18 protein-coding genes are annotated in these 22,262 nt (G+C 69.5%); 4 read left to right on the plus strand and 14 right to left on the minus strand.

The genetic code is table 11. The annotated features are described in order from the left end of the window. Positions 1 to 51: 51 nt before the first annotated feature. From ligA to P5G46_RS01955, 3 genes are all read right to left on the minus strand, one after another. Positions 52 to 2,460, minus strand: coding sequence for an NAD-dependent DNA ligase LigA (gene ligA / locus P5G46_RS01945; protein ID WP_408904863.1), 2,409 nt, complete (start codon positions 2,458 to 2,460; stop codon positions 52 to 54). 81 nt (positions 2,461 to 2,541) lie between these two features. Further along, entirely contained in the window at positions 2,542 to 3,639 is a 1,098-nt protein-coding gene (gene mnmA / locus P5G46_RS01950; protein WP_275438187.1) for a tRNA 2-thiouridine(34) synthase MnmA, read from the minus strand. A 9-nt stretch (positions 3,640 to 3,648) separates the two neighbouring features. Next, positions 3,649 to 4,833 carry a cysteine desulfurase family protein gene (locus P5G46_RS01955; RefSeq protein ID WP_408904864.1) on the minus strand — a complete coding sequence of 395 codons (1,185 nt, stop codon included), beginning with the start codon at positions 4,831 to 4,833 and terminating at the stop codon, positions 3,649 to 3,651. Positions 4,834 to 4,879: 46 nt separating this feature from the next. On the opposite strand from P5G46_RS01955, the gene glgX reads away from it, so the two are divergent. The 3 genes from glgX (at position 4,880) to glgB (ending at position 11,274) form a co-directional block, all read left to right on the plus strand. Continuing rightward, the gene (glgX, locus tag P5G46_RS01960; protein WP_408904865.1) at positions 4,880 to 6,970 is read left to right on the plus strand and encodes a glycogen debranching protein GlgX; all 2,091 of its coding nucleotides are present in this window, start codon (positions 4,880 to 4,882) and stop codon (positions 6,968 to 6,970) included. A 201-nt stretch (positions 6,971 to 7,171) separates the two neighbouring features. Continuing rightward, entirely contained in the window at positions 7,172 to 9,139 is a 1,968-nt protein-coding gene (locus P5G46_RS01965; RefSeq protein WP_408905266.1) for a maltotransferase domain-containing protein, read from the plus strand. Further along, entirely contained in the window at positions 9,136 to 11,274 is a 2,139-nt protein-coding gene (gene glgB, locus P5G46_RS01970) for a 1,4-alpha-glucan branching protein GlgB (RefSeq protein WP_239276213.1), read from the plus strand. The genes P5G46_RS01965 and glgB overlap by 4 nt, the downstream gene beginning before the upstream one ends. A gap of 57 nt (positions 11,275 to 11,331) precedes the next feature. On the opposite strand, the gene P5G46_RS01975 is transcribed toward glgB, so the two are convergent. Further along, positions 11,332 to 12,279, minus strand: a complete 948-nt coding sequence (locus P5G46_RS01975; protein WP_408904866.1) for a tetratricopeptide repeat protein — start codon at positions 12,277 to 12,279, stop codon at positions 11,332 to 11,334. Then, positions 12,276 to 14,078, minus strand: coding sequence for a DUF8094 domain-containing protein (locus tag P5G46_RS01980; RefSeq protein WP_408904867.1), 1,803 nt, complete (start codon positions 14,076 to 14,078; stop codon positions 12,276 to 12,278). The genes P5G46_RS01975 and P5G46_RS01980 overlap by 4 nt, the downstream gene beginning before the upstream one ends. 174 nt (positions 14,079 to 14,252) lie before the next feature. On the opposite strand from P5G46_RS01980, the gene P5G46_RS01985 reads away from it, so the two are divergent. Then, complete coding sequence (locus P5G46_RS01985; protein ID WP_239276216.1) at positions 14,253 to 15,329, plus strand: AI-2E family transporter; 1,077 nt, start codon at positions 14,253 to 14,255, stop codon at positions 15,327 to 15,329. Between the two features lie 3 nt (positions 15,330 to 15,332). On the opposite strand, the gene P5G46_RS01990 is transcribed toward P5G46_RS01985, so the two are convergent. The 9 genes from P5G46_RS01990 to rpsB all read right to left on the minus strand — a co-directional run bounded on the left by P5G46_RS01990 (position 15,333) and on the right by rpsB (position 22,052). Beyond that, positions 15,333 to 16,055, minus strand: coding sequence for an alpha/beta hydrolase (locus P5G46_RS01990; protein ID WP_408904868.1), 723 nt, complete (start codon positions 16,053 to 16,055; stop codon positions 15,333 to 15,335). Continuing rightward, entirely contained in the window at positions 16,055 to 16,342 is a 288-nt protein-coding gene (locus tag P5G46_RS01995) for a hypothetical protein (RefSeq protein WP_408904869.1), read from the minus strand. Before P5G46_RS01995 ends, P5G46_RS01990 begins: the two co-directional genes overlap by 1 nt. A 7-nt stretch (positions 16,343 to 16,349) precedes the next feature. After that, complete coding sequence (locus P5G46_RS02000) at positions 16,350 to 17,066, minus strand: aggregation-promoting factor C-terminal-like domain-containing protein (protein WP_408904870.1); 717 nt, start codon at positions 17,064 to 17,066, stop codon at positions 16,350 to 16,352. 46 nt (positions 17,067 to 17,112) lie between these two features. Beyond that, on the minus strand, positions 17,113 to 17,688 hold the full coding sequence (locus P5G46_RS02005; protein ID WP_239276220.1) for a DivIVA domain-containing protein: 576 nt from the start codon (positions 17,686 to 17,688) through the stop codon (positions 17,113 to 17,115). Next, a complete protein-coding gene (locus P5G46_RS02010) occupies positions 17,685 to 18,734 on the minus strand; it encodes a phosphatidate cytidylyltransferase (protein WP_408904871.1) in 1,050 nt (349 codons plus the stop codon). The genes P5G46_RS02005 and P5G46_RS02010 overlap by 4 nt, the downstream gene beginning before the upstream one ends. Before the next feature lie 3 nt (positions 18,735 to 18,737). After that, entirely contained in the window at positions 18,738 to 19,292 is a 555-nt protein-coding gene (gene frr, locus P5G46_RS02015) for a ribosome recycling factor (protein ID WP_408904872.1), read from the minus strand. 74 nt (positions 19,293 to 19,366) lie between these two features. After that, positions 19,367 to 20,086, minus strand: a complete 720-nt coding sequence (gene pyrH / locus P5G46_RS02020; RefSeq protein ID WP_375095544.1) for a UMP kinase — start codon at positions 20,084 to 20,086, stop codon at positions 19,367 to 19,369. A 115-nt stretch (positions 20,087 to 20,201) separates the two neighbouring features. Continuing rightward, entirely contained in the window at positions 20,202 to 21,029 is an 828-nt protein-coding gene (tsf, locus tag P5G46_RS02025) for a translation elongation factor Ts (RefSeq protein WP_408904873.1), read from the minus strand. 129 nt (positions 21,030 to 21,158) lie between these two features. Beyond that, positions 21,159 to 22,052 (minus strand): 30S ribosomal protein S2, encoded by an 894-nt coding sequence (gene rpsB / locus P5G46_RS02030; RefSeq protein WP_239276225.1) that lies wholly within the window; start codon positions 22,050 to 22,052, stop codon positions 21,159 to 21,161. Positions 22,053 to 22,262: the final 210 nt, after the last annotated feature.

Here is a 22,262-nt window from a genome sequence, read left to right on the forward strand (position 1 = left end):
ACCGGATCGACCGACGAGCGGGGCGGGGCTTCGGCCTCGCCCCGCTCGTCGTCATCCGTCCGCGGCCGCGTCCTCAACCGGACCGAGAGCGGCAGGCCCCTGGGTGACGAGGACGTGGAACTGCGCGGCATCCAGGATCCGGATGCCGAGCTCTTCCGCCTTCGCGAGCTTCGATCCGGCACCGGGCCCGGCGGCGACGAAGTCCGTCTTCTTGGACACGCTCGAGGCCGCCTTGCCGCCGGCCTGGATGATCGCCTCCTGCGCGCCCTCCCGGGTGTAGCCCTCGAGCGATCCCGTGGCCACCACCGTGACGCCCGCCAGCACGCCGCCTGCTGCGACTGCCGCGCCCGGGCCGGGATGGCCGGGGATGGAGAAGCGCACCCCCGCGGCTGTCCAGCGTTCCACGATCTCGCGGTGCCAGTCGACCTCGAACCAATCGATGACGGCGTCGGCGATGATCCCGCCGACCCCCTCGACGGCGGCGAGCTCTTCGCGGGAGGCCTGGCGGATGGCATCCAACGAACCGAACCACTGCGCGAGGGCGCGAGCGGCCACGGGGCCGACGTGCCGGATGTTCAGCGAGACGAGCAGCCGCCAGAGGTCTTTCGTCTTCGCCTTCTCGAGTTCGGCGACGAGCTTGATCGCCTGCTCGGACGGAAGCACCGGACGGTAGTCCTTGCGGATTCCGCGACGGCGTCGCTCGGTGAGGTCGAGCTCTTCCGTCCCGGGCGGATACGTCGCGGCCCCGAGCTTCTGGAACGGCGCCCGTCGCACCTCGTCGCCGGTCTTCTCGTCGATCTTCCGCTCGCCCGTCTCAGCGTCGCGCACCACGACCTCGATGGGGACGAGCTGCTCGACCGTGAGATCGAACAGTCCCGCCTCGGTGTCGAGCGGCGGCTCGGCCGGCACATCGGGCTGGGTCAACGCGGCGGCGGTCACTTCGCCGAGCGCTTCGATGTCGAGAGCGCCGCGCGAACCGATGTGCTCGACCCGTCCGCGCACCTGCGCCGGGCATGATCTCGCGTTCGGGCAGCGCAGATCGATGTCGCCCTCTTTCGCGGGGCGCAGCGGCGTGCCGCACTCGGGGCATTCCGTCGGCATGACGAACGCGCGTTCCGTTCCGTCGCGCAACTCGACGACGGGGCCGAGCACCTCGGGAATCACGTCACCGGCCTTGCGCAGCACGACCGTGTCGCCGATGAGCACGCCCTTGACCTTGACGACGTCCTGGTTGTGAAGGGTCGCCTGCCGCACGACGCTGCCGGCGACCCGAGCGGGCTCCATCACGGCGAAGGGAGTAGCACGCCCTGTCCGCCCGACCGACACGACGATGTCGAGGAGGCGGGTGTTCACCTGCTCGGGCGGGTACTTGTAGGCGATGGCCCAGCGCGGAGCGCGACTGGTGGCACCGAGCTCATCGTGGAGCGAGAGCTCGTCGACCTTGACCACGACACCGTCGATCTCGTGCTCGACGTCGTGCCGGTGATCGCCGTAGTGCGCCACGAAGTCGAGGACACCCTCGACCGTCGACTCGACGCGGCTGTACGGCGAGGTGGGAAGGCCCCACGACTTCAGCAGGTCGTAGACCTCGCTCTGCGCGGCCACCGGCGGGTCGGGCCAGGCGCCGATCCCGTGCACGTACAGCGCGAGGGACGCGATGCGCGCGCGACCGGCCTCGAGCTCGAGCCCCGACTTCTTCTCGATCTGCTGCCGGAGCCCGCCGCTGGCAGCGTTCCGAGGATTGGCGAACGCCGGAAAGCGGCGGGCGGCGGCCTGTTCGGCTTTCTCCTCGTCGAAAGCCTTGGCCCCTCCCCGGCGGGCGTTCGCGCGCTCCCGCGCCTCGGCGACCGCCCGATCACGGTACTCGCCCTGCAGGCGATTGAGGTTCTCGAACGCCGCGACCGGGATGAACACCTCGCCGCGCACCTCGACGAGCGCGGGGTGCCCCTCACCGTCGAGCTCCCGCGGGACCCCCGCGACCCGCAGCGCGTTCTCGGTCACGATCTCGCCCACCCGGCCATCACCACGGGTGGCCGCCGAGGTGAGCACGCCGTTCTCGTACCGCAGGCTGATGGCCAGACCGTCGATCTTGAGCTCGCTCAACCAGTGCACCGGACGACCCGCCGCCGCCTCGGTCTTGACGGCCCACTCACGCAGCTCTTCCGGGGAGAAGACGTTGTCGAGGCTCAGCATCCGCTCGGCGTGCTCGATGGTCACCAGATCGGTCGCCTCGGCGGCGCCGACCGAGAGCGTCGGGCTGTCCTGGCCCTGGAGCTCGGGGTAGAGCCGCTCGAGAGCCTCGAGCCGATGCATCCAGGAGTCGTACGTCGCGTCGTCGACCAGCTCGGCATCGCGCCCGTAATAAGCGTCGCGCGCGTCGACGATGCGCTGCGTCAGATCCGCGGCCTCGGTGCGCGCTTCATCGAGGGACACGTCGGGAAGCTGGTCGTGCTCGGTCACCTCCCCAGCTTAGGGAGCGGCTCCGACATCGCCCGCGGGGTTGCGAGGCGCCTCCGCCGGAGACGCGCGGACCGACGGTCGTCAGGCGTCGACCGGAACCGCCGACACCGTACGCGCGATCGTGAACTGCCCGATGACCCGGGTGCCGTCGTAGAGGACGGCCGTCTGCCCCGGCGCCACGCCGTCGAAGGGCTCATCGGGACGCACCGTGAGCACGCCGTCCTGCACAGTCGCGGTGGCGGGGACCGGGTCGGCGTGCGCGCGGATCTGCGCGTGACAGGAGAATTCGGATGCCTCGGGGGCACGACCGGCCCAGGTGAAACGATCCCCGGCGATCTCGGCGCACGCCAGCGCCTCCTTCGGACCGACGACCACCGTGTTGTTCACCGGGCGCACCTCGAGGACGAAGCGCGGCTTGCCGTCCGGCGCGGGCACGCCGAGCTGAAGACCGCGGCGCTGCCCGACGGTGAACGCGTGGGCCCCTTCGTGACGACCGACGACGGCGCCGGAGCGGTCGAGGATCTCGCCGGTCTCCGCGCCCACGCGGTCGGCCAGCCAGCCTCGCGTGTCGCCGTCCGGGATGAAGCAGATGTCGTGGCTGTCGGGCTTCTGCGCGACCGACAAACCGCGCTCCTCCGCCTCGGCACGGACGACGGCCTTGGACGGGGTCGATCCGAGCGGGAAGTACGTGTGCGCGAGCTGCGCGGCCGTGAGCACCCCGAGCACGTACGACTGGTCCTTCGCGGCATCGGAGGCCCGGTGCAGCTCACGCCCCGCGGGAGTGTCCACGAGCGTGGCGTAGTGCCCCGTGCAGACGGCGTCGAAGCCGAGCTCGAGCGCCCGCTCCAGGAGAGCGGCGAACTTGATCTTCTCGTTGCACCGCATGCACGGGTTCGGCGTGCGACCGGCGCGGTACTCGGACACGAAGTCCTCGATCACGTCGTCTCGGAACCGCTCCGAGAAGTCCCATACGTAGAAGGGGATGCCGAGTTTGTCGGCCGCCCGCCGGGCGTCCATCGCGTCCTCGATGGTGCAGCACCCGCGGCTTCCCGCGCGCAGCGTGCCGCCCGCGCGCGAAAGGGCCAGGTGCACCCCGACGACGTCGTGCCCCGCCTCGACCGCGCGCGCCGCGGCCACTGCGGAGTCGACGCCACCGCTCATCGCCGCAAGAACTCGCATCGTCCCAGTCTACGAAGCGCTCGCTGAACGGGCACCGGATGCCACGGCCCGTTCGTACGCCGACGGGAGGGCGGCCAGAACCGCCTCGATGTCCGCCTCCGTGGAGGTGTGCCCGAGCGAGAAGCGCAGCACCGAACGCGCGGCGCGGTCATCGAGCCCGAGGGCGAGGACGACGTGCGACGGCTCGGCGACCCCCGCCTGGCACGCCGACCCGGTGGACACCGCGATCCCCGCCATGTCCAGCAGGAACAGCAGCGTCTCGCCCGCGGCATCCGGGAACAGGATGTGCGCGTTGCCCGGGAGCCGGTCCTCAGGATCGCCCAGGAGGCGCGCCGCCGGGATCGAGGTCAGGATGCCGTGCACCAGCCGCTCCTGCAGCGCGCGGAGCCGCGCGGCCTCGCGCTCGCGCTGAGCTTCCGCGGCCGTGGCCGCCGCCGCGAACGCGGCCGCCCCCGCGACGTCTTGCGTGCCCGCGCGCAGTCCGCGCTGCTGGCCGCCCCCGTGGAGGAGCGGTGTCATGCGCGCATGACGTGACACCACCGCCGCGCCGACACCGACCGGTCCCCCGACCTTGTGGGCCGACACCGACAGCGCCACCAGGCCCGAGGAAGAGGATACCGATCCTCGCCACGCCGCGAAGTCGACGTCGATGTGCCCGAGCGCCGACACCGCGTCGAGATGCAGCGGCACACTCGCCTCGGCCGCGGCGTGCGCCAGGCCGGCGGCATCCTGCACCGTGCCGACCTCGTTGTTGGCCACCAGCGCCGTAGCGAGCGCGGATCCGGAAAGCGCGGCCGAGAAGTCGTCGATCGGGATGCGGCCGAGCGCGTCGAGTCCGACGGGGCGCACCGCGGCGCCCGCGTGAGCGGTCAGCCAGCCCACGGTGTCGAGCGTGGCGTGGTGCTCGCCGTCCGGCAGCACGAGGGCTTCCGCCGAGTCGGAGCGAGACCACCACAACCCCTTGAGCGCCAGATTCGTCGCCTCTGTGCCCCCGGAGGTGAGGACGACCTCGATGGGCTGACATCCCAGCACCTCGGCCAGACGTTCGCGTGCATCTTCGAGGAGTCGCCGCGCCGACTGCCCGGCACCGTGGATGGACGAGGGATTGCCGAGCACCTCATGGGCGGCGAGCCAGGCGTCCCGTGCTTCGGGTCGAAGCGGAGTCGTGGCCGCATGATCGAGATAGACGGTCATGCACCCTCCCCGCGTCCCGGATATGTCCTTCACTACCCTAGGACGCATGGTCCCACCCGAAGCGGCCGCGTCCTCGCGCCCTGCCCTGCTCACGTCGACTCTCGACGACCTCGGCGTGCGGCTGGGCCCCGACGGCGGGACTCTGCGGGTCTGGTCGGCCCACGCCGACACCATGCAGCTCGTGATCTTCGACGACGTCGACCTGGACTGGGCCGTCGAGACCCTGCCCATGACCCCCACCGGCGGCGGCGTGTTCGAGGCATCCACGCCACTGCTCCGCCCGGGCGCACGCTACGCGATCCGGGTCGGTGGGCCGCACGGCCCGGGGAACACCTTCAACCCCGCCTCCCTCCTTATCGAGCCGTACTCCCGCGGGCTCGTCTCGGGCGGGTTCGGCGACTGGCGATCGGTCGTCATCGACGGGTCCTTCGACTGGGGTGGAGTCGGCAAGCCGCGGATCCCGATGGACCGCACGGTCATCTACGAGGGACACGTGAAGGGCCTGACCAAGCGGCATCCGCTGGTCCCGCCGGCGCTGCACGGAACGTACGCCGGGCTCGCGCACCCCGCCATGATCGAGCATCTCCTCTCTCTGGGCGTGACGAGCGTGGAGCTCCTGCCGGTCCACGCGTTCGCCACAGAACCCCGGCTGCTGCAGCTCGGACTGAGCAACTACTGGGGGTACAACTCCGTCAACTTCTTCACACCCCACGCCCCCTACGCGACGGCCGCGAGCCGGGCTGAGGGACCGGAGGCGGTCCTTCGGGAGTTCAAGGGCATGGTGAAGCTGTTGCACGAAGCGGGCCTCGAGGTGATCCTCGACGTCGTCTACAACCACACCGCGGAGGAGGGGATCGGCGGGCCCCGCACGAGTCTGCGCGGGATCGACAACCGCTCCTACTACCGTCAGACCGACGACGGCGTCTACATCGACGAGACCGGCTGCGGCAACGCCGTCAACACCGCCACGGATGCCGCGGCTCGCCTCGTCCTGGACTCGCTGCGGTACTGGGCGAACGACGTGCAGGTCGACGGGTTCCGGTTCGACCTCGCCGTGACACTCGGTCGCGACGCGACCCACTCCTTCACCCCGGATCACCCGCTGCTGCGCGCGATCCGCGACGACGACGCGCTGTCGGACGTCAAGCTGATCGCCGAGCCGTGGGACATCGGGATGGGGGGCTGGCAGACCGGCAGCTTCGGTGAGGGATGGCACGAGTGGAACGACCGCTACCGCGATCGCGTGCGCAACTTCTGGCTGAGCGATGTCGACTACGCCCGCCGCGCCAGCACCGCCCCGGTCGGCATCGGGGGCTTCGCCACCCGCTTGGCGGGGTCGTCGAACACCTTCTCCGATGAGCGCGGCCCGCTCGCGAGCGTCAACTTCGTCACCGCGCACGACGGGTTCACTCTGCGCGACCTGGTCTCGTACGACGTCAAGCACAACTTCGGCAACGGCGAACAGAACCGCGACGGCGCCGAGACGAACCGGTCGTACAACCACGGCGCCGAGGGCAAGACCGACGACCCCGGCATCCTCGCCACGCGCCGGAAGGCGATGCGCAACCTCATGGGGACTCTGCTGCTCTCGGCGGGCGTGCCGATGATCACCGCCGGCGACGAGATGGGCCGCACGCAGCGCGGCAACAACAACGCGTACTGCCACGACTCGCCGCTGACCTGGCTCTCCTGGGATCTCGCGCCCTGGCAGCACGACCTCCTGGCGCACACCCGCCGACTGCTTGCCCTGCGCCGAGAGAACCCGGCGTTGCGCCCCGTCCGCTTCGCCCGTCTCGGCGAACGCATCCCGTCCGCCTCGGTCATGGAGTGGTTCGACGAGAACGGCGCGACCATGTCGAGCGAACGGTGGACCAATCCCTCGCACCGGACGCTGCAGTATCTGGCGACGTCCACCCCCGAGCACGAAGAGCTCAACCGGATCCTGCTCATCGTGCACGGAAACGAGAGCCCGGTCGATGTGACGCTGCCGGCCCTCGAGGACGAGGGCGAGTATGTGGAGCTGTGGTCCAGCGCGGACGAGGCGCCCTCCGACGAGTCGCCCCGTTTCTCGCCCGGTGACACGGTCGCGCTCTCGGGGACCTCGATGCGTCTCTTCCGCGACGAACCGGGCGGCTGAGGCGCCGTCGTTCACGCGGAGCGTCCTGTCAAGGCCCCGGGCAAGCCCTGCGGGAACCCCGTCCGCCCACGATAGGTTCGGACGGTGGCCACCACGACGACGACCCCTTCGCCCGTTCTCCCCTGGCGCAGCGCCGCCTCGATCCCGGTGCGTCCGATCAAACCGACGCCCTCCCGTGGGGTGGTGACGCCGCGCATCCCGATGGCGCTCCCCCACCCGCAGGTTCCCGGCGGTCGCTTCCGTCCGTCCGCGTTCGTCGGTGAGGCCGTCCCGTTCACGGTGACCGCCTTCCGCGAGGGGCACGATCGCATCGGCGTGCACGTGCGGCTCTTCTCGCCCTCGGGCGACGAATCCCTGCACCGCCTGTCGCCTCTCAACGACGGGTTCGACCGCTGGTCGACTCTGATCGCTCCGCTCGAGCAGGGCGTGTGGCGGTTCCGGTTCGAAGCCTTCGCCGATGACTTCGCGACGTGGGAGCACGCGGCCGACGTCAAGATCGCTGCCGGCGTCGACGCGGCCCTGATGCGCGAGATGGGCGCGCAGCTCTTCGACCGTGCCCGCGGAGAGAAGAAGCGCCCCGCGAGCGACAAGGATCTCTTGTACGCGGCCGCGCGCACGCTCCGCGACCCCGACACGCACGACGACGTCGCTCTGGCAGTCGTCCGCGACCCCGACATCGCCGCCTTGTTCGCCGACCGTCCGGTGATGGGTCTCGTCTCGGCCGGCAAGGATGCCGAGCTCCTCGTCGAGCGCGAGCGCGCCGGTGTCGGAGCCTGGTACGAGTTCTTCCCCCGTTCCGAGGGGGCGTCCCGCGCCGACGACGGCACCGTCGTCAGCGGCACGTTCCGCACGGCGATCGACCGGCTCCCCGGTGTCGCGGGAATGGGCTTCGACGTGCTCTACCTCCCGCCCATCCACCCGATCGGCGAACGCAACCGCAAAGGACCCAACAACACCCTCGTCACCTCCCCCGGCGACCCCGGCTCCCCGTGGGCGATCGGGGGCCCCGCGGGTGGACACGACACCGTGCACCCCGATCTCGGGACGCTCGAGGACTTCCGCGCGTTCGTCGAGGCGGCGCGCACGAACGGCATCGAGGTGGCCCTCGACCTCGCACTGCAGGCCTCACCCGACCACCCCTGGGTCACCGAGCACCCCGAGTGGTTCACCACGCTCCCGGACGGGTCGATCGCCTTCGCCGAGAACCCCCCGAAGAAGTACCAGGACATCTACCCGGTCAACTTCGACAACGATCCGGAAGGCATCCGGGCGGAGGTGCTGCGCATCGTGCGGCACTGGATCGCGCAGGGCGTCCACATCTTCCGCGTCGACAACCCGCACACCAAGCCCCTGCAGTTCTGGGAGTGGCTGATCGCGACCGTCAGCGCCGAAGACCCCGACGTGGTGTTTCTGGCCGAGGCCTTCACCCGTCCGGCTCCTCTGCAGGGGCTCGCGATGGCCGGCTTCCAGCAGAGCTACACCTACTTCACGTGGCGCAACACGAAGGAAGAGCTCGCGGAGTTCCTCGACGGTCTCGCCCACGAGACGGCCGACTTCCTGCGGCCGAATCTCTTCGTCAACACCCCCGACATCCTGACCGAGTACCTGCAGTTCGGCGGGCGACCCGCGTACAAGATCCGCGCCGCTCTCGCGGCGACCGCGGCCCCCACCTACGGCGTGTACGCCGGCTACGAGCTCTACGAGAACGTCGCCCGTCCCGGCTCGGAAGAGAACATCGACAACGAGAAGTACGAGTACAAGTTCCGCGATTGGACCGGCGCGGAAGCGGCCGGTGACTCGCTCGCCCCGTATCTGCGACGACTCAACGAGATCCGGCGCGATCACCCGGCGTTGCGACAGCTGCGGAACCTCCACGTGCAGTGGAGCGACGACGACGCCATCCTCGTGTACGCCAAGCACCTGGACGCGGCGCTCTCGCCCACCGGCGTGGCAGACACGATCGTCGTGGTCGCGAACGTCGACCCGCACTCGACGCGCGAGACGACCGTGCACCTCGACACCACGATCTGGGGCGTCGAGCCGGGCGCTTCCTACGAGGTCGAAGACCTCATCACCGGCCAGGTCTGGACCTGGGCCGACCACAACTTCGTGCGCTTGGACGCATTCGCCGAACCCGTGCACATCCTGCACGTGAAGGAGTCGCGATGACCTCTCTTCCCCCCGAACTCCTGGATGCCGTCGCCCACGGCGCTCACCACGACCCTCACAGCGTGCTCGGCGTGCACCAGAGCGCCGACGGCTGGGTCATCCGTACCCGGCGCCCCCTCGCACGGGAGGTCGTCGCCGAGCTCGCGGACGGCTCGACGGTCGAGCTGAGCCACACCCGCGCGGGCATCTGGGAGGCCGTGCACACCGCAGCCCCCGGGTCCTACCGCGTGCGCGCCACCTACGACGGCGGTGGCGAACACGTCGCCGACGACCCCTACCGCCACGTGCCCTCACTCGGCGAACTCGACCTGCACCTGATCTCGGAGGGACGCCACGAAGAGTTGTGGCGCGTTCTCGGCGCCCACCTCCGCGAGCTCGACGGCTCGACGGGAACGGCGTTCACCGTATGGGCGCCGGATGCCCGCGCGGTTCGCGTGATCGGCGACTTCAACGGGTGGGACGGCAGCGGCAGCGCCATGCGCTCGATGGGCGGCAGCGGTGTCTGGGAACTCTTCCTCCCCGGTGTCGATGTCGGCGCCCGCTACAAGTTCGAGATCCTCACGCGCGCGGGAGCGTGGATCCAGAAGGCCGATCCCATGGCCCGACTGGCGGAGACGCCCCCCGCCACCGCGTCGGTCGTGACCGAATCGGACTACCACTGGGGCGACGATGCGTGGGTCGACGAGCGTTCGCGCACGGCCCCGATCGACCGGCCCATGTCGATCTACGAATTGCACCTCGGTTCGTGGCGCCCCGGGCTGTCCTACCGCGACGCGGCCGACGAGATCATCGAGTACGTGACGGCGCAGGGATTCACCCACGTGGAATTCCTCCCCCTCGCGGAGCACCCGTTCGGCGGCTCGTGGGGATACCAGGTGTCGGGCTACTACGCGCCGACCAGTCGGTTCGGCGACCCCGACGACCTGCGGTACCTGATCGACCGCCTCCACCAGGCCGGGATCGGCGTGATCATGGACTGGGTCCCCGGCCACTTCCCCAAGGACGACTTCGCCCTCGCCCGTTTCGACGGCGAGGCGCTCTACGAGCACCCCGACCCGCGACGCGGCGAGCACAAGGACTGGGGAACGCTCATCTTCGACTACGGCCGCAACGAGGTGCGCAACTTCCTCGTCGCCAACGCGCTGTACTGGTTCGAGGAGTTCCACGTCGACGGACTGCGTGTGGATGCCGTGGCATCCATGCTCTACCTCGACTACTCCCGCAACGAGGGCGAGTGGGCGCCGAACCAGTTCGGCGGTCGCGAGAACCTCGAGGCGATCCGCTTCCTCCAGGAGGTCAACGCCACCGCCTACAAGCGCTACCCCGGCATCGCGATGATCGCCGAGGAGTCCACCAGCTTCCCCGGCGTGACCGCGCCCACTGCGCACGCGGGTCTGGGCTTCGGCTTCAAGTGGAACATGGGCTGGATGAACGACTCGCTGCAGTACATCGGGCGCGATCCCATGTTCCGCTCGCACCACGAAGGCGAACTGTCGTTCTCCTTCGTGTATGCGTTCAGCGAGAACTTCATCCTCCCGATCAGCCACGACGAGGTCGTCCACGGCAAGGGCAGCCTGTTCGGACGCATGCCGGGCGACCATTGGCAGAAGCTGGCGAACATGCGCGCCTTCCTCGCCTACATGTGGGGGCACCCGGGCAAGCAGCTGCTGTTCATGGGGCAAGAGTTCGGGCAGATGTCCGAGTGGTCCGAGTCGCGCGGCCTGGACTGGTGGATGCTCGACCAACCGTCGCATGCACAGCTGCACTCTTTCGTCGCAGAGCTCAACCGTGTCTACCGCGAGCACGCTCCGCTGTGGTCGCGCGACCATGACGGCGCGGCGTTCTCGCGCTTGGGCGCCCCGGCGTGGAACCCGAATGTTCTGGCCTTCGCCCGGCGCGACCATCACGGCAACACGATTGCCGTCGTGTGCAACTTCTCGGGCGTTCCGCTCGGCGACTTCCCCCTGGATCTGCCCGAGGCCGGCACATGGACCGAGGTGCTGAACAGCGACGCGGCGGCCTTCGGTGGATCGGGGCAGGGCAACCTCGGCTCCGTCACGACCGACGCGCGCGGAAGCGCCGTCCTGACCGTCCCGCCGCTCGGCGTGCTCTGGCTGCACCACCGCGCCGGCTGACGACCCGGTGAACCACGAAGGCCCCGTCCGCGGACGGGGCCTTCGTCAATCCAGGGATCAGAAGAGCAGGGATGCCAGGCGCGATCGCGCGCGGATCACCCGAGCGTCCTCGTCGCCGACGAGACCGAACAGCTCGAGAAGCCGCTCCCAGACGGGGGCACGCTCGTCCGACGGCAGAGCCGCGAAGAGGTCGAGCAGTCGCTCGAAAGCGTCGTCCACGTGCCCACCCGCGACGTCGAGGTCGGCCACCACGAACTGCGCGTCCGGGTCGGTCGGGGCCGCCGCTGCCGCGGCTCGGGCGGCGTGGAGATCGACGCCCTGCACACGGTCGAGCAAGCGGACCTGGCCCAGGCCCGCGCGCGCGTCGGCATCGCGGGGGTTCTCCGCGAGAGCACGCTCGTAGGCCGCGATCGCGCGAGGGTAGTCGCCCTCCTCGATCGCGGCGAACGCCTCCGCGTGGAGCGGCGGCAGGGGCTGCTCCGCCGGCTCGTCCGCCGGCTGCTCGGCGCCCTCGACGGGGACCGTTCCGGTCACGCCGTGCTGGGCCGCGAGCTGGAGGAGCTGCGCGAACACCTCGCGCACCTGCTGCTCCGGCACAGCGCCGGTGAACAGCGGCACCGGTTGCCCGGCGACGAGCGCGACCACCATCGGGATGGACTGCGCACGGAAGCCCTGCGCGAGCTGCGGATTGGCGTCGACATCGACCTTGGCGAGTACGACCTTGCCGGCGAGCTCGACGACGACCTTCTCGAGCACCGGGCTGAGCTGCTTGCACGGACCGCACCACTCGGCCCACAGGTCGACCACGACGGGAACACTGCGCGAGAGTTCCAGCACCTGCCCGAACGACGCGTCCGTGACGTCGAAGACGAGCGACGAGGAGGATGCGCCAGAGTCGGTCGGCGCCGAAGCCTCGCCCGTCGCGGCCGGAGGCTGCGGACGGTTGCGCAACGACGACAGATCGACCGCGCCGCGCAGGACGGAACCTGGGGTGGGAGTGCTCACGGGGACACCTTCGCTTCGAGGAGGCTGGAACGGTAGCCGAGGAGCCGGATCTTGTCATCCGATCCCTGGCTGGGCACGTAGAAGAAGATCTGGTCGGTATAGGTGGTGGTGAAGCCGGTCGCCGACTGGTCGACACCGGTGAGTGCCTTCACCGCGGGGTTGTTGTCGAGCTTGATGACGGCATCCGCGTTGGTGGGCTTGGCGGTGTCGCTCTCGTAGACGTTGACGGCGACGATCGCGCCCGTGTCCAGGGTCGCCAGGGCGATCGGCTCCGCGGGTCCCGCGGTCGCGGAGAAGCTGATCTCGGCCGTGCCTTGCCCCGTCTGGTTGAGCTCGTCGGTGCGCTTGCGCTTGTTGTCTTCGATCGCCGGCAGGAGCAGGTCGTTCGCGGTGTCGAACGCTCCCCAGGACGGACTGTTCTGCCCGTTGTTGATGAGGTCGGCGTAAGCCGCGGCGACCTGGTCCGGAGGCATCACGAGGAAGGAGGAGTCCGGCGGCACCTGCGTCGCGCCGACGTAGGGCGCGGCCAACTCCGGAAGATTGGTGGAGGCCTCCAGGTTGCCGATGTACGAGACCCGGTAATCCGCCCACGGGTCTTCCTGCGTCATCATCATGATGGAGGTCGTCGGCGCGTCTGTCTCGGCAGACTCGACGACCATCATCACCGTGCGCGGCCACGTGCCGGTCGTCTGCGGCAGGATGATCTGCGCCGGCTCGGCCGGGATCGCGGGGAGCGCGGGCCGATCCGGCAGCGCCGCACGAAGCGTGTAATTGGTCTGTCGCTCAGCGAGGGCGGGGCCTGCGAGTCGCGTCTCGGCCACAGCGGCATCCAACGACGAATCGGCCTCCGCGACGGTCGTCGCGATGCGCGAGACGATGCGTTCGGCCTGGTTCTCCGTCACGGCAGGCGGGAACTGCCCCTCGGGCACGATGACTGACGGTGTCGGACTCGGCGTCTCGCTGGCGCCGAACTGCGGCCACGCGTCCGCCGAGCAGCCCGCGAACAGAGCCGCAGAGAGCCCGAGCGCCGGCACGGCGACGAGCGCCCGGCGCCCGGGACCGAGAGCTCCGCGGCCTCGGCGGGCGGGCGACGCGCTGATCACGCCCTTCTCCGCCGCATCGGCGTCGGCGATCGAGATCGGCTCGGTCACGGGAAGCGGCAGTCCCTTGCGCCGGGGGCGCCGCGAACGGCGGACGTGCCGGATGCCGAGGATGTACAGCACGATGCCGGCGAGGAGGGCGATGGCGCCGCCCGCGATCAGGGGTCCTGCCCACGGCGTCGCGTTGTCGATCGGCCAGGTGACGGTGATGTTGGAGGGCGCGGGTGCGATGCCGTCGCTCGCGACGAGGACGCTCATGTCCGCGGGAAGCTGCAGGGTCGTGCTGAGCGAACTGGTCTGCTGGTACTCGTCGAGCCAGAGGTCCGAGCCGACGGGTGTGCGCGTGCCCGCCGCCTCGGTGGCGGCGGTGTCGGCCGAGGCGGGCACGAGGGCGGTTTGCACGGCGTCCTCGGCGCCGAGGGTCACCGCGGTGTAGGGGACGTCGGCGAGCCACGCCTGCATGTCGGTGGTGCGGCCATACGAGACGAAGACCTCGCCGTCGCCCTCGACCCGCAGAGACTGCGCGCCGGGGAGGCTTCCGAGCACGGCCCCATCGATGAGCGTGTACGCCGTCGCGCCGTCCGTCTGAATCGACTCGGTCGCCTCGGACGGTCCTTGGAAGACGGTGCGCTGAGCGATGCCCGCGCCGATCATGGCGGCGGCGATGACGAACGCCACCACGGCCCAGACGAATCTCACGCTACACACCATCCCCACCGGCGACTCGGGCGGCCACCGAAGAATCGACGTTTCAGACTAGCCGAGGCCGGCTGAAAGTTCGCGGCGAGGCACGGCGGTCCCATCCGGACACGATGCGCTCAGTATCCTTTCGAGAGAGGCGCGCACGCGTCTTCGAGGCAGGAGTCGCTGGCGATGAAGATCCACAACCCTTTCCGAGTCGCACTGCTCGCGACCCTGGGCGTCGGCGTTGGTCTGCTCCTGATCGGGAGTGTGCAGAACCTCTCCACGATCCTGCTGTACGTCGGAACCGCCCTTTTCCTCTCGCTCGGTCTCGACCCCGTGGTGTCGTTCCTCGAGCGCCGGGGACTTCCTCGCTGGGCTGCCGTGTTGCTCACGATCCTCGGGGTGCTCGGGATCTTCGCGGGCATCATCCTCATGGTGGTTCCGATCATCGTCAGCCAGATCACGCAGCTCGTGACCCAGATCGAGCAGCTCCTGCAGCCGGGACGCTGGAACGAGATCGTCGCCAATGTGCAGGACTGGGCGACGACGACCTTCCCGTGGCTGCGCATCGACGAGGTCTGGGCAGGGGTGCAGAACTGGTTCACGACCCTCGATGTCGGTTCGATCTCGACGATGGTCGGCAACAGCCTGCTCACCATCGGTGGCGCGGTGGCCGCGGGCATCGGCGGCGCGTTCATCGTGCTGATCCTGACGATCTACTTCACCGCGTCGACGCCGTCGCTGAAGTCGGCCGTCTACCAGTTGGTGCCGGCGTCCCGTCGTGCCCGCTTCATCGAACTCGCGGAGAAGATCACCGATTCCGTCGGCTACTACGTCATGGGGCAGGTCAGCCTCGGCGTCATCAACGGCATCCTGAGCGCCATCTTCCTGTCGATCATCGGCGCTCCGTTCCCCGCGGTGCTCGCCGTGATCGCCTTCTTCTTCTCCCTCATCCCGCTCGTGGGCACGCTCACCGGTTCGACGATCATCGTGCTCACCTGCCTCATCCCGGGCCTCGGGACGCCGACGTGGGCGATCTTCGCCGCGGCGATCTACTACCTCGTCTACATGCAGATCGAGGCGTACGTCATCTCGCCCCGCATCATGAACCGTGCCGTCTCGGTGCCGGGCTCGGTCGTCGTCATCTCCGCCCTCGCCGGCGGCGCGCTGTTGAACCTGCTCGGCGCGCTCATCGCCATCCCCGTGGCGGCGAGCATCCTGATCATCTACCGCGAGGTGATCATCCCGCGCCAGAACGAGCGCTGAGACTCAGCCTTCGACGGGACCTTCCCACTCGACGGGGAGCGGGAGTGCGTCGGGGTTCACCGCCGCGACGATCTCGGTGAGGACACGACGAGTCTGGTTCTCGCCGACCCAGAGGTGCTTGCCCCCCTCGACGGCGATGAGCTGCGCGTGCGGCACCGAGGAGAAGCGCTCACGCGCCTCGTCGGGACGCAGGTAGTCGTCGAACTCCGGCACGAGCACCACCATGCGGCGCGAGTCCCCCGCCCAGGCGGCGACCTCCTCCGCCGTCGCCCGATGCAGCGGCGGCGACAGCAGGATCACGCCCTCGATGTCGTGGTCGCGGCCGTACTTCAGCGCCAGCTCCGTACCGAAAGACCACCCCACCAGCCACGGACGCGGAAGCCCGCGTTCACGGACGAAGTCGATCGCAGCGGCCACGTCGAAGACCTCGGACGCTCCCCCGTCGAATGCTCCCTCGCTCGTGCCGCGCGGTGACGTCGTTCCCCGGGTGTTGAAGCGCAGAACCGCCAGGTCTGCCAGCGCCGGCAACCGCCCCGCCGCCTTGCGCAGGATGTGGGAGTCCATGAAACCACCGGCTGTCGGCAGCGGATGCAACGTCACGAGCGTCGCCACGGGCGCGGTGCGATCGGGAAGAGCGAGCTCGCCGACGAGCGTCAAACCGTCGACGGTCGTCAACGCCACATCCTCGCGATGAGCGGGCAGCAGCATCGGTCCGCGTATCTCCATCAGGCGATCCTCCAACAGTGGGTGTGCCAATGGCGGCGGGCAGCCAGATCGGCCGAATCTCCGAGAACACCGTCCGCCCGCCAGACGACGACATGGGCGACGCCGACGTCGACCGTCCGCCCGCAGCCAGGGCACACGTACGGCTTCTGTGCCTGCGGCGCCGAGATGGGCTGCACGGTCCACTCGACTCCGCGCTTGACCTCGGTACGTTTCCAGCCGGCGATCAAACGATCGAGGGAGACATCGGCACGCTCGCTCGACGTCCGACGCTTGCGGGAACGGGGCACGGACCCGTCACCACCAGTGGTTGCTGGTCCAGAAGTCGTATGCGGCGGCCCAGCTGCCGTAACGACCCGTGGCGTACCCCGTCGCCCAGCGCAGGTTGTCGACGGGGTCGTATCCGTTGCCCGGGACCTTGCTGCACGGCAGCGCCTGGACGAGACCGCACGCACCCGACGACCGGTTGGTGGCGTTGGGGTTCCATCCGCTCTCGCGGCTCACGATGTAGTCGACGTATCCGCGGTCGGCCTCGGAGATCCCGGCGGCGGCCATCCACTCCGCCGGAGCGCCGCCACCCGAGTAGAACAGCGGGCCGCCGCCGCCACCGGTGGATGCCTCGGACCCCGAGGATGAGCGCGTGGGTTTCGGCGTCGGCGTCGGGGTCGGCTTCGGCTTGACGTACACGTTGTAGCTGGAGCGGTCGAGCGTCGGGGCCTGCTTCTCTCCCCCGGTCGACACCCGCTGCGCATCGCTGAGCCCTTCGGCGTACAGCGTCACCGTCTGCGGTTCGTCGGCTTGCGCGCGCAGGATCGCGCCTCCCATCGGACCCACGTAGGCCCCAGTGAAAGCCAGCGCCGCGCACGCGGCGAACACGGCGACGACTCCGCGCCGACGGGTCCAGTGCGGCTCGCGCCGACGGCTCGGAGCCGGGTGCACGACGTCGACCACCGCGGGGCCGCGACGGGCCGCACGACGGGAGGTCGCGCGCGTGAGATCGGATCCGGAAGTCACAGTGCGCACGATTCTACCGGTGCCTTCCTCGGGTCGCGACGCCGGCTCAGCCCACGGCGAGCATGACCTCGACCACGGCGTCGAGCACCGCGTCGACCTGCGCCTCGCGGTAGCCCCCTCGCTGCGCACGGAACGCCACCGACCGCACCTGTTCCGGCGTGACGGGATCACCGGTCGCGAGGTAGCGGGCGATCCGGTCGGCCACGACATCGACCTCGTCGACGCTGTATCCGAAACTCAGGATGCCGACCCGGTCGAAGCGCGAACCCCGAGGACGCGCGAGACGGTCGAGGATGACCTGCGCGGTGTCGCGCGTCTCGGCGACCCACGCTCGCGCTCCGAGTCGGGACAGCGCGTACTCGCGCTCCCGAGCGGCGAAGGCGTCCTCGACGCGTCCCAGAGCCGCGTCGACGGGTCCGATCGCGTATCCTCCGCGGACCAGCGGGAAGGACGCCGAGCGCACTTCCGTCGAGCGCAGGGCACCCGGCTCGTCGGCCTCGAAGGCCGCACGCGCCTTTTCTAGGAACGTGTCCACCGCCCGCTTCTCGTACCCCTTCTTCCGGCCGGGGGCATCGGGGAAGGGCGTCGTCGCCGTCCGTCGGTCGCGTTCGGTGTCGGTCATGCCACCCCCAGCGGCGAGAGGACGTAGTACATCGCCAGGGCGGCCGTCGCGGACGGCAGGATCGAATCCAGCCGGTCCAGGACGCCGCCGTGACCGGGGAGCCACGAGCTCATGTCCTTGATGCCGAGGTCGCGCTTCAGCATGGATTCTCCGAGGTCACCCACGGTGGCTGTCGCGAGCACCACGGCACCGAAGATGAGTCCGGCCCACCACGGCACCTGCAGCATGAAGATCGCCAGGAGAACGCCGGCGACGAGTGCGGCGACACAGGCGCCGGCGAAACCCTCCCAGGTCTTCTTCGGGCTGATCCGGGGCGCCATCGGATGCCGCCCCCCACGGCCGAACGTCAGCCCCGACACGTAGGCCCCCGTGTCGGCGACGACGGCCAGGACCAGGAAGGACAGCACCCACCACTCACCACGGTCCTGGGCGAGCAGGATCATGGCCATGCTGGTGAGGAACGGGACGTACAGCTGGACGAAGACCGCGACGAAGACATCGGCGAGGACGTCGTTGTGCGAACGCTCGTCCGCCGCCAGAAGCTGAGCGGTCAGTCGCCACACGATCACGAAAGCGACGGCCACCAGGGTGGCCACCCAGTGCAGCCACAGGCCAGCCAGGAACCCGCTCGCCAGAAGCAGGACACCCGCGGCGAGCTGCGGTCCGACGTCGACGCGCCGCCCCGACACCTGCAGTGCGCGCGAGAACTCGAAGACCGCGAGCACCATCGCACCGAGCGCGAAGAGCGCGAACAGGCTCTTCACGAAGATCAGCGAAGCGACGACCACGACGCCGATCGCGACTCCGATGAGGATGGCGACGATCAGATCGCGACCGGTGCGCTGCTTGATTCGTTCGTTCGCCTGATCGAACTCCGCTCGCGCCTGTGCGATGTGCTGCTCGGCATCCGATCGCATGGAGCGGAGCTGCGACTCGATCGCGGTCACCGACTCACCGCTGGCCGGTGCACGGCGCACCGCATCCGCCCTCCGGCGGAGGGGCGGCGCGGCGGGAGCCGTCTCGTCGGCGTCGGGGGCCTCGGGCATGGGTCAGACCTCGAGCAGCTCGGCCTCTTTGCGCTTGAGCGCCTCGTCGATCGCGTCGACGTGCGCGCGCGTCACAGAATCGAGCTCCTTCTCGGCGCGCACGAGCTCGTCTTCGCCGACCTCGCTCTTGAGCGCATCCAGATCGTCCTTCGCCTTGCGACGGAGGTTGCGAACCTGAACCTTGGCGTCTTCGCCCTTGGCGCGGACGAGCTTGACGTACTCTTTGCGACGGTCCTCGGTGAGCTCGGGCATGGTCACGCGAACGATGTTGCCGTCGTTGGTGGGGTTGACACCGAGGTTCGGCATGTCGCGGATCGCCTGCTCGATGGCCTTCAGAGCCGACTTGTCGTACGGGTTGACCACGAGCGTGCGCGCCTCGGGGTTGTTCAGCGACGCCAGCTGCGCGAGCGGCGTGGGCGAGCCGTAGTAGTCGACCAGGATCTTCTGGAACATCTGGGGGTTCGCGCGCCCGGTGCGGACGGTCGCGAAGTCCTCCTTCGCGGCCTCCACGGCGCGATCCATACGCGCTCCGGCATCGGCGAGGACATCGGCGATCACGGTGACTCCATTCGTTGGAACTATCGATTCAGTCTAGTCGCGCGCGGGCCCGGCGCCCGGGCCCGCGCCGCGCGTCACGAAGTGACGAGGGTACCGATGGTCTCGCCCAGCAGCGCCCGAGTGACGTTGCCGGCGGGTTCCATGCCGAACACGCGCATGTCCATCCCGTTGTCCATGCACAGGCTGAAGGCGGTCGAGTCCACGACCTTCAGGCCCTGCTGCAGGGCGTCGCCGTAGGTGAGGTGGTCGAGCTTGGTGGCGGTGGCGTCGACGCGCGGGTCCGCGGTGTAGACACCGTCGACGCCGTTCTTGGCGACGAGCACCTCGGTCGCCCCGATCTCGAGGGCGCGCTGGGCGGCCACGGTGTCGGTCGAGAAGTACGGCAGGCCCGCGCCTGCTCCGAAGATGACGACGCGTCCCTTCTCCATGTGCCGCTGCGCACGACGCGGGATGTAGGGCTCGGCGACCTGGGTCATCGAGATGGCGGACTGCACCCGCGTGGCAGCTCCGGCCTGCTCGAGGAAGTCCTGCAGGGCGAGGGAGTTCATCACGGTGCCGAGCATGCCCATGTAGTCGGCCCGGCCGCGGTCCATGCCGCGCTGGCTGAGTTCAGCGCCGCGGAAGAAGTTGCCGCCGCCGACGACGATCGCGATCTCGACGCGATCCACCGCCTCGGCGATCTCTCGGGCGATCTGGCTGACGACGTCGGGGTTGACCCCGAGCTGTCCCCCACCGAAGGCCTCACCGGAAAGCTTGAGCAGAACGCGGCGGCGCCGGGTCGCTTCATCGATCACGTGTCATGTCCTCTCGTCTGGTTCAAACTATCTCCCCCGCCACCGCGACCGATACGCCGCTCGCGCAGGGAAAAGGCCCGGGATGCCGTGGCATCCCGGGCCTTGTCATCGGTGCTTACGCGCCGACCTTGAAGCGGGCGAAGTCGGTCAGGGTGAGACCGGCGTCGGAGGCGACCTTGGCGACGGACAGCTTGTTGTCCTTCGCGTAGTCCTGGTCGAGGAGGGCGACCTGCTTGAAGAACGCGTTCACACGCCCCTCGACGATCTTCGGGAGAGCAGCCTCGGGCTTGCCCTCGTTGCGGGAGATCTCGGTGACGATCTCGCGCTCCTTCTCGACGTCGGCCTCGGGCACGTCGTCGCGGGTGAGGAACGAGGGGTTCGCGAACGAGATGTGCTGCGCGATGGAGCGGGCCGTCTCTGCGTCGTCACCGGTGTAGGCGAGGACGACACCGACCTGGGGCGGGAGGTCCTTGCTGGTCTTGTGCAGGTAGACCTCGAACTTGTCGCCGCGGATGGTGCGGACGCGACGCAGCTCGACCTTCTCGCCGATGATGGCGGCCTCGTCGGAGATGAGCTGGTCGACGGTCTGGCCGTCGGCGTCGGCGGCGAGGGCGGCCTCGACCGAGTCGGCACCGGCCGCGGCCGCCGCGGTGACGACCTTGTCGGCCAGCGCGATGAAGCGGTCGTTCTTGGCGACGAAGTCGGTCTCGCAGGCGAGCTCGAGCAGCGTGACGGCACCGTCGCACTCGCGAGCGGTGACCAGGCCCTCGCTCGTGGAGCGGTCGGCGCGCTTGGCGTTGCCCTTGGCGCCCTTGAGGCGCAGGATCTCGACGGCCTTCTCGACGTCGCCGTCGGCCTCTTCGAGCGCCTTCTTGGTGTCGACCATGCCGGTGCCGAGCTGCTCGCGCAGCGCCTTGATGTCGGCGATCGTGAAGTTTGCCATGGTGTGGCGTCTCCTTGTCGTTGTGCGTTCTGATGTGAGACCGGCGGGGCCGTGCGCGCCCGGGGCGCAGTCACGACCCCGCCGGATCGTAGCCTGTGCGGGTGACGCCGCGGTGAGCGGCGGCTTCGCTTACTTGCTGTCGGCGGCCTCGGCGGCGGCGACCTCGGAGGTCTCCTCGCCCGAAGCGTCGGCGACGGCCTCGTCGTGGGCCTCGGCGCCGGCGGCGTCGTCAGCGGACTCGGTCGCAGCCTCGGTCGTCTCGGCGTTGGTCTCGAGCAGCTCGCGCTCCCACTCGGCGAGGGGCTCGGCGGCCTCGTCCTCACCGGCGGGCTGGTGACGCTGGATCAGGCCCTCGGCGGCGGCGTCGGCGATGATGCGCGTGAGCAGGCTCACCGAGCGGATCGCGTCGTCGTTGCCGGGGATCGGGTACTGGAACTCGTCGGGGTCGGCGTTGGTGTCGAGGATGCCGATCACGGGGATGCCGAGCTTCTTGGCCTCGTCGATGGCGAGGTGCTCGCGCTTGGCGTCGACGACCCAGATCGCCGAGGGGGTCTTCTGCAGGTTGCGGATACCACCGAGCGACTTGTGCAGCTTGTCGAGCTCGCGCTTCTTCAGCAGGAGCTCCTTCTTGGTGAAGCCGCTCTCGGCCGGGTTCTCGTAGTCGAGCTCCTCAAGCTCCTTCATGCGCGCGAGGCGCTTGGAGACGGTCGAGAAGTTGGTGAGGAGGCCACCGAGCCAACGCTGGTTCACGTAGGGCTGGCCGACGCGCGTCGCCTGCTCGGCGAGGACTTCCTGCGCCTGCTTCTTGGTGCCGACGAAGAGGATGGTGCCGCCGTGCGCGACGGTCTCCTTCACGAACTCGTACGCCTTGTCGATGTACGACAGCGACTGCTGGAGGTCGATGATGTGGATGCCGGAGCGCTCGGTCAGAATGAAGCGCTTGACCTTCGGGTTCCACCGGCGGGTCTGGTGTCCGAAGTGCACGCCGCTGTCGAGCAGCTGGCGGATGGTGACGACGGCCATGGTCGTACTCCTGTTCTGGGCGCTCTCGCGCCGTGGTTGCGGTTGTTTCGCGCCGTTCGATCGAGCGGCGAGCCTGGTGCCCGGCACACACCCGCCTTCCGCCGGGGCGGAGGACCGTGGGGTGTGGATGCCGCGCGGTGCGCTGATCCGAAGACCAGTGCGGTGCGCTGTGGGCACGCGGAGTCATCCCGATACACGGGATGCGTCCTC

This window comes from Microbacterium mcarthurae (genome assembly GCF_046064585.1).
Lineage (GTDB): Bacteria > Actinomycetota > Actinomycetes > Actinomycetales > Microbacteriaceae > Microbacterium > Microbacterium mcarthurae.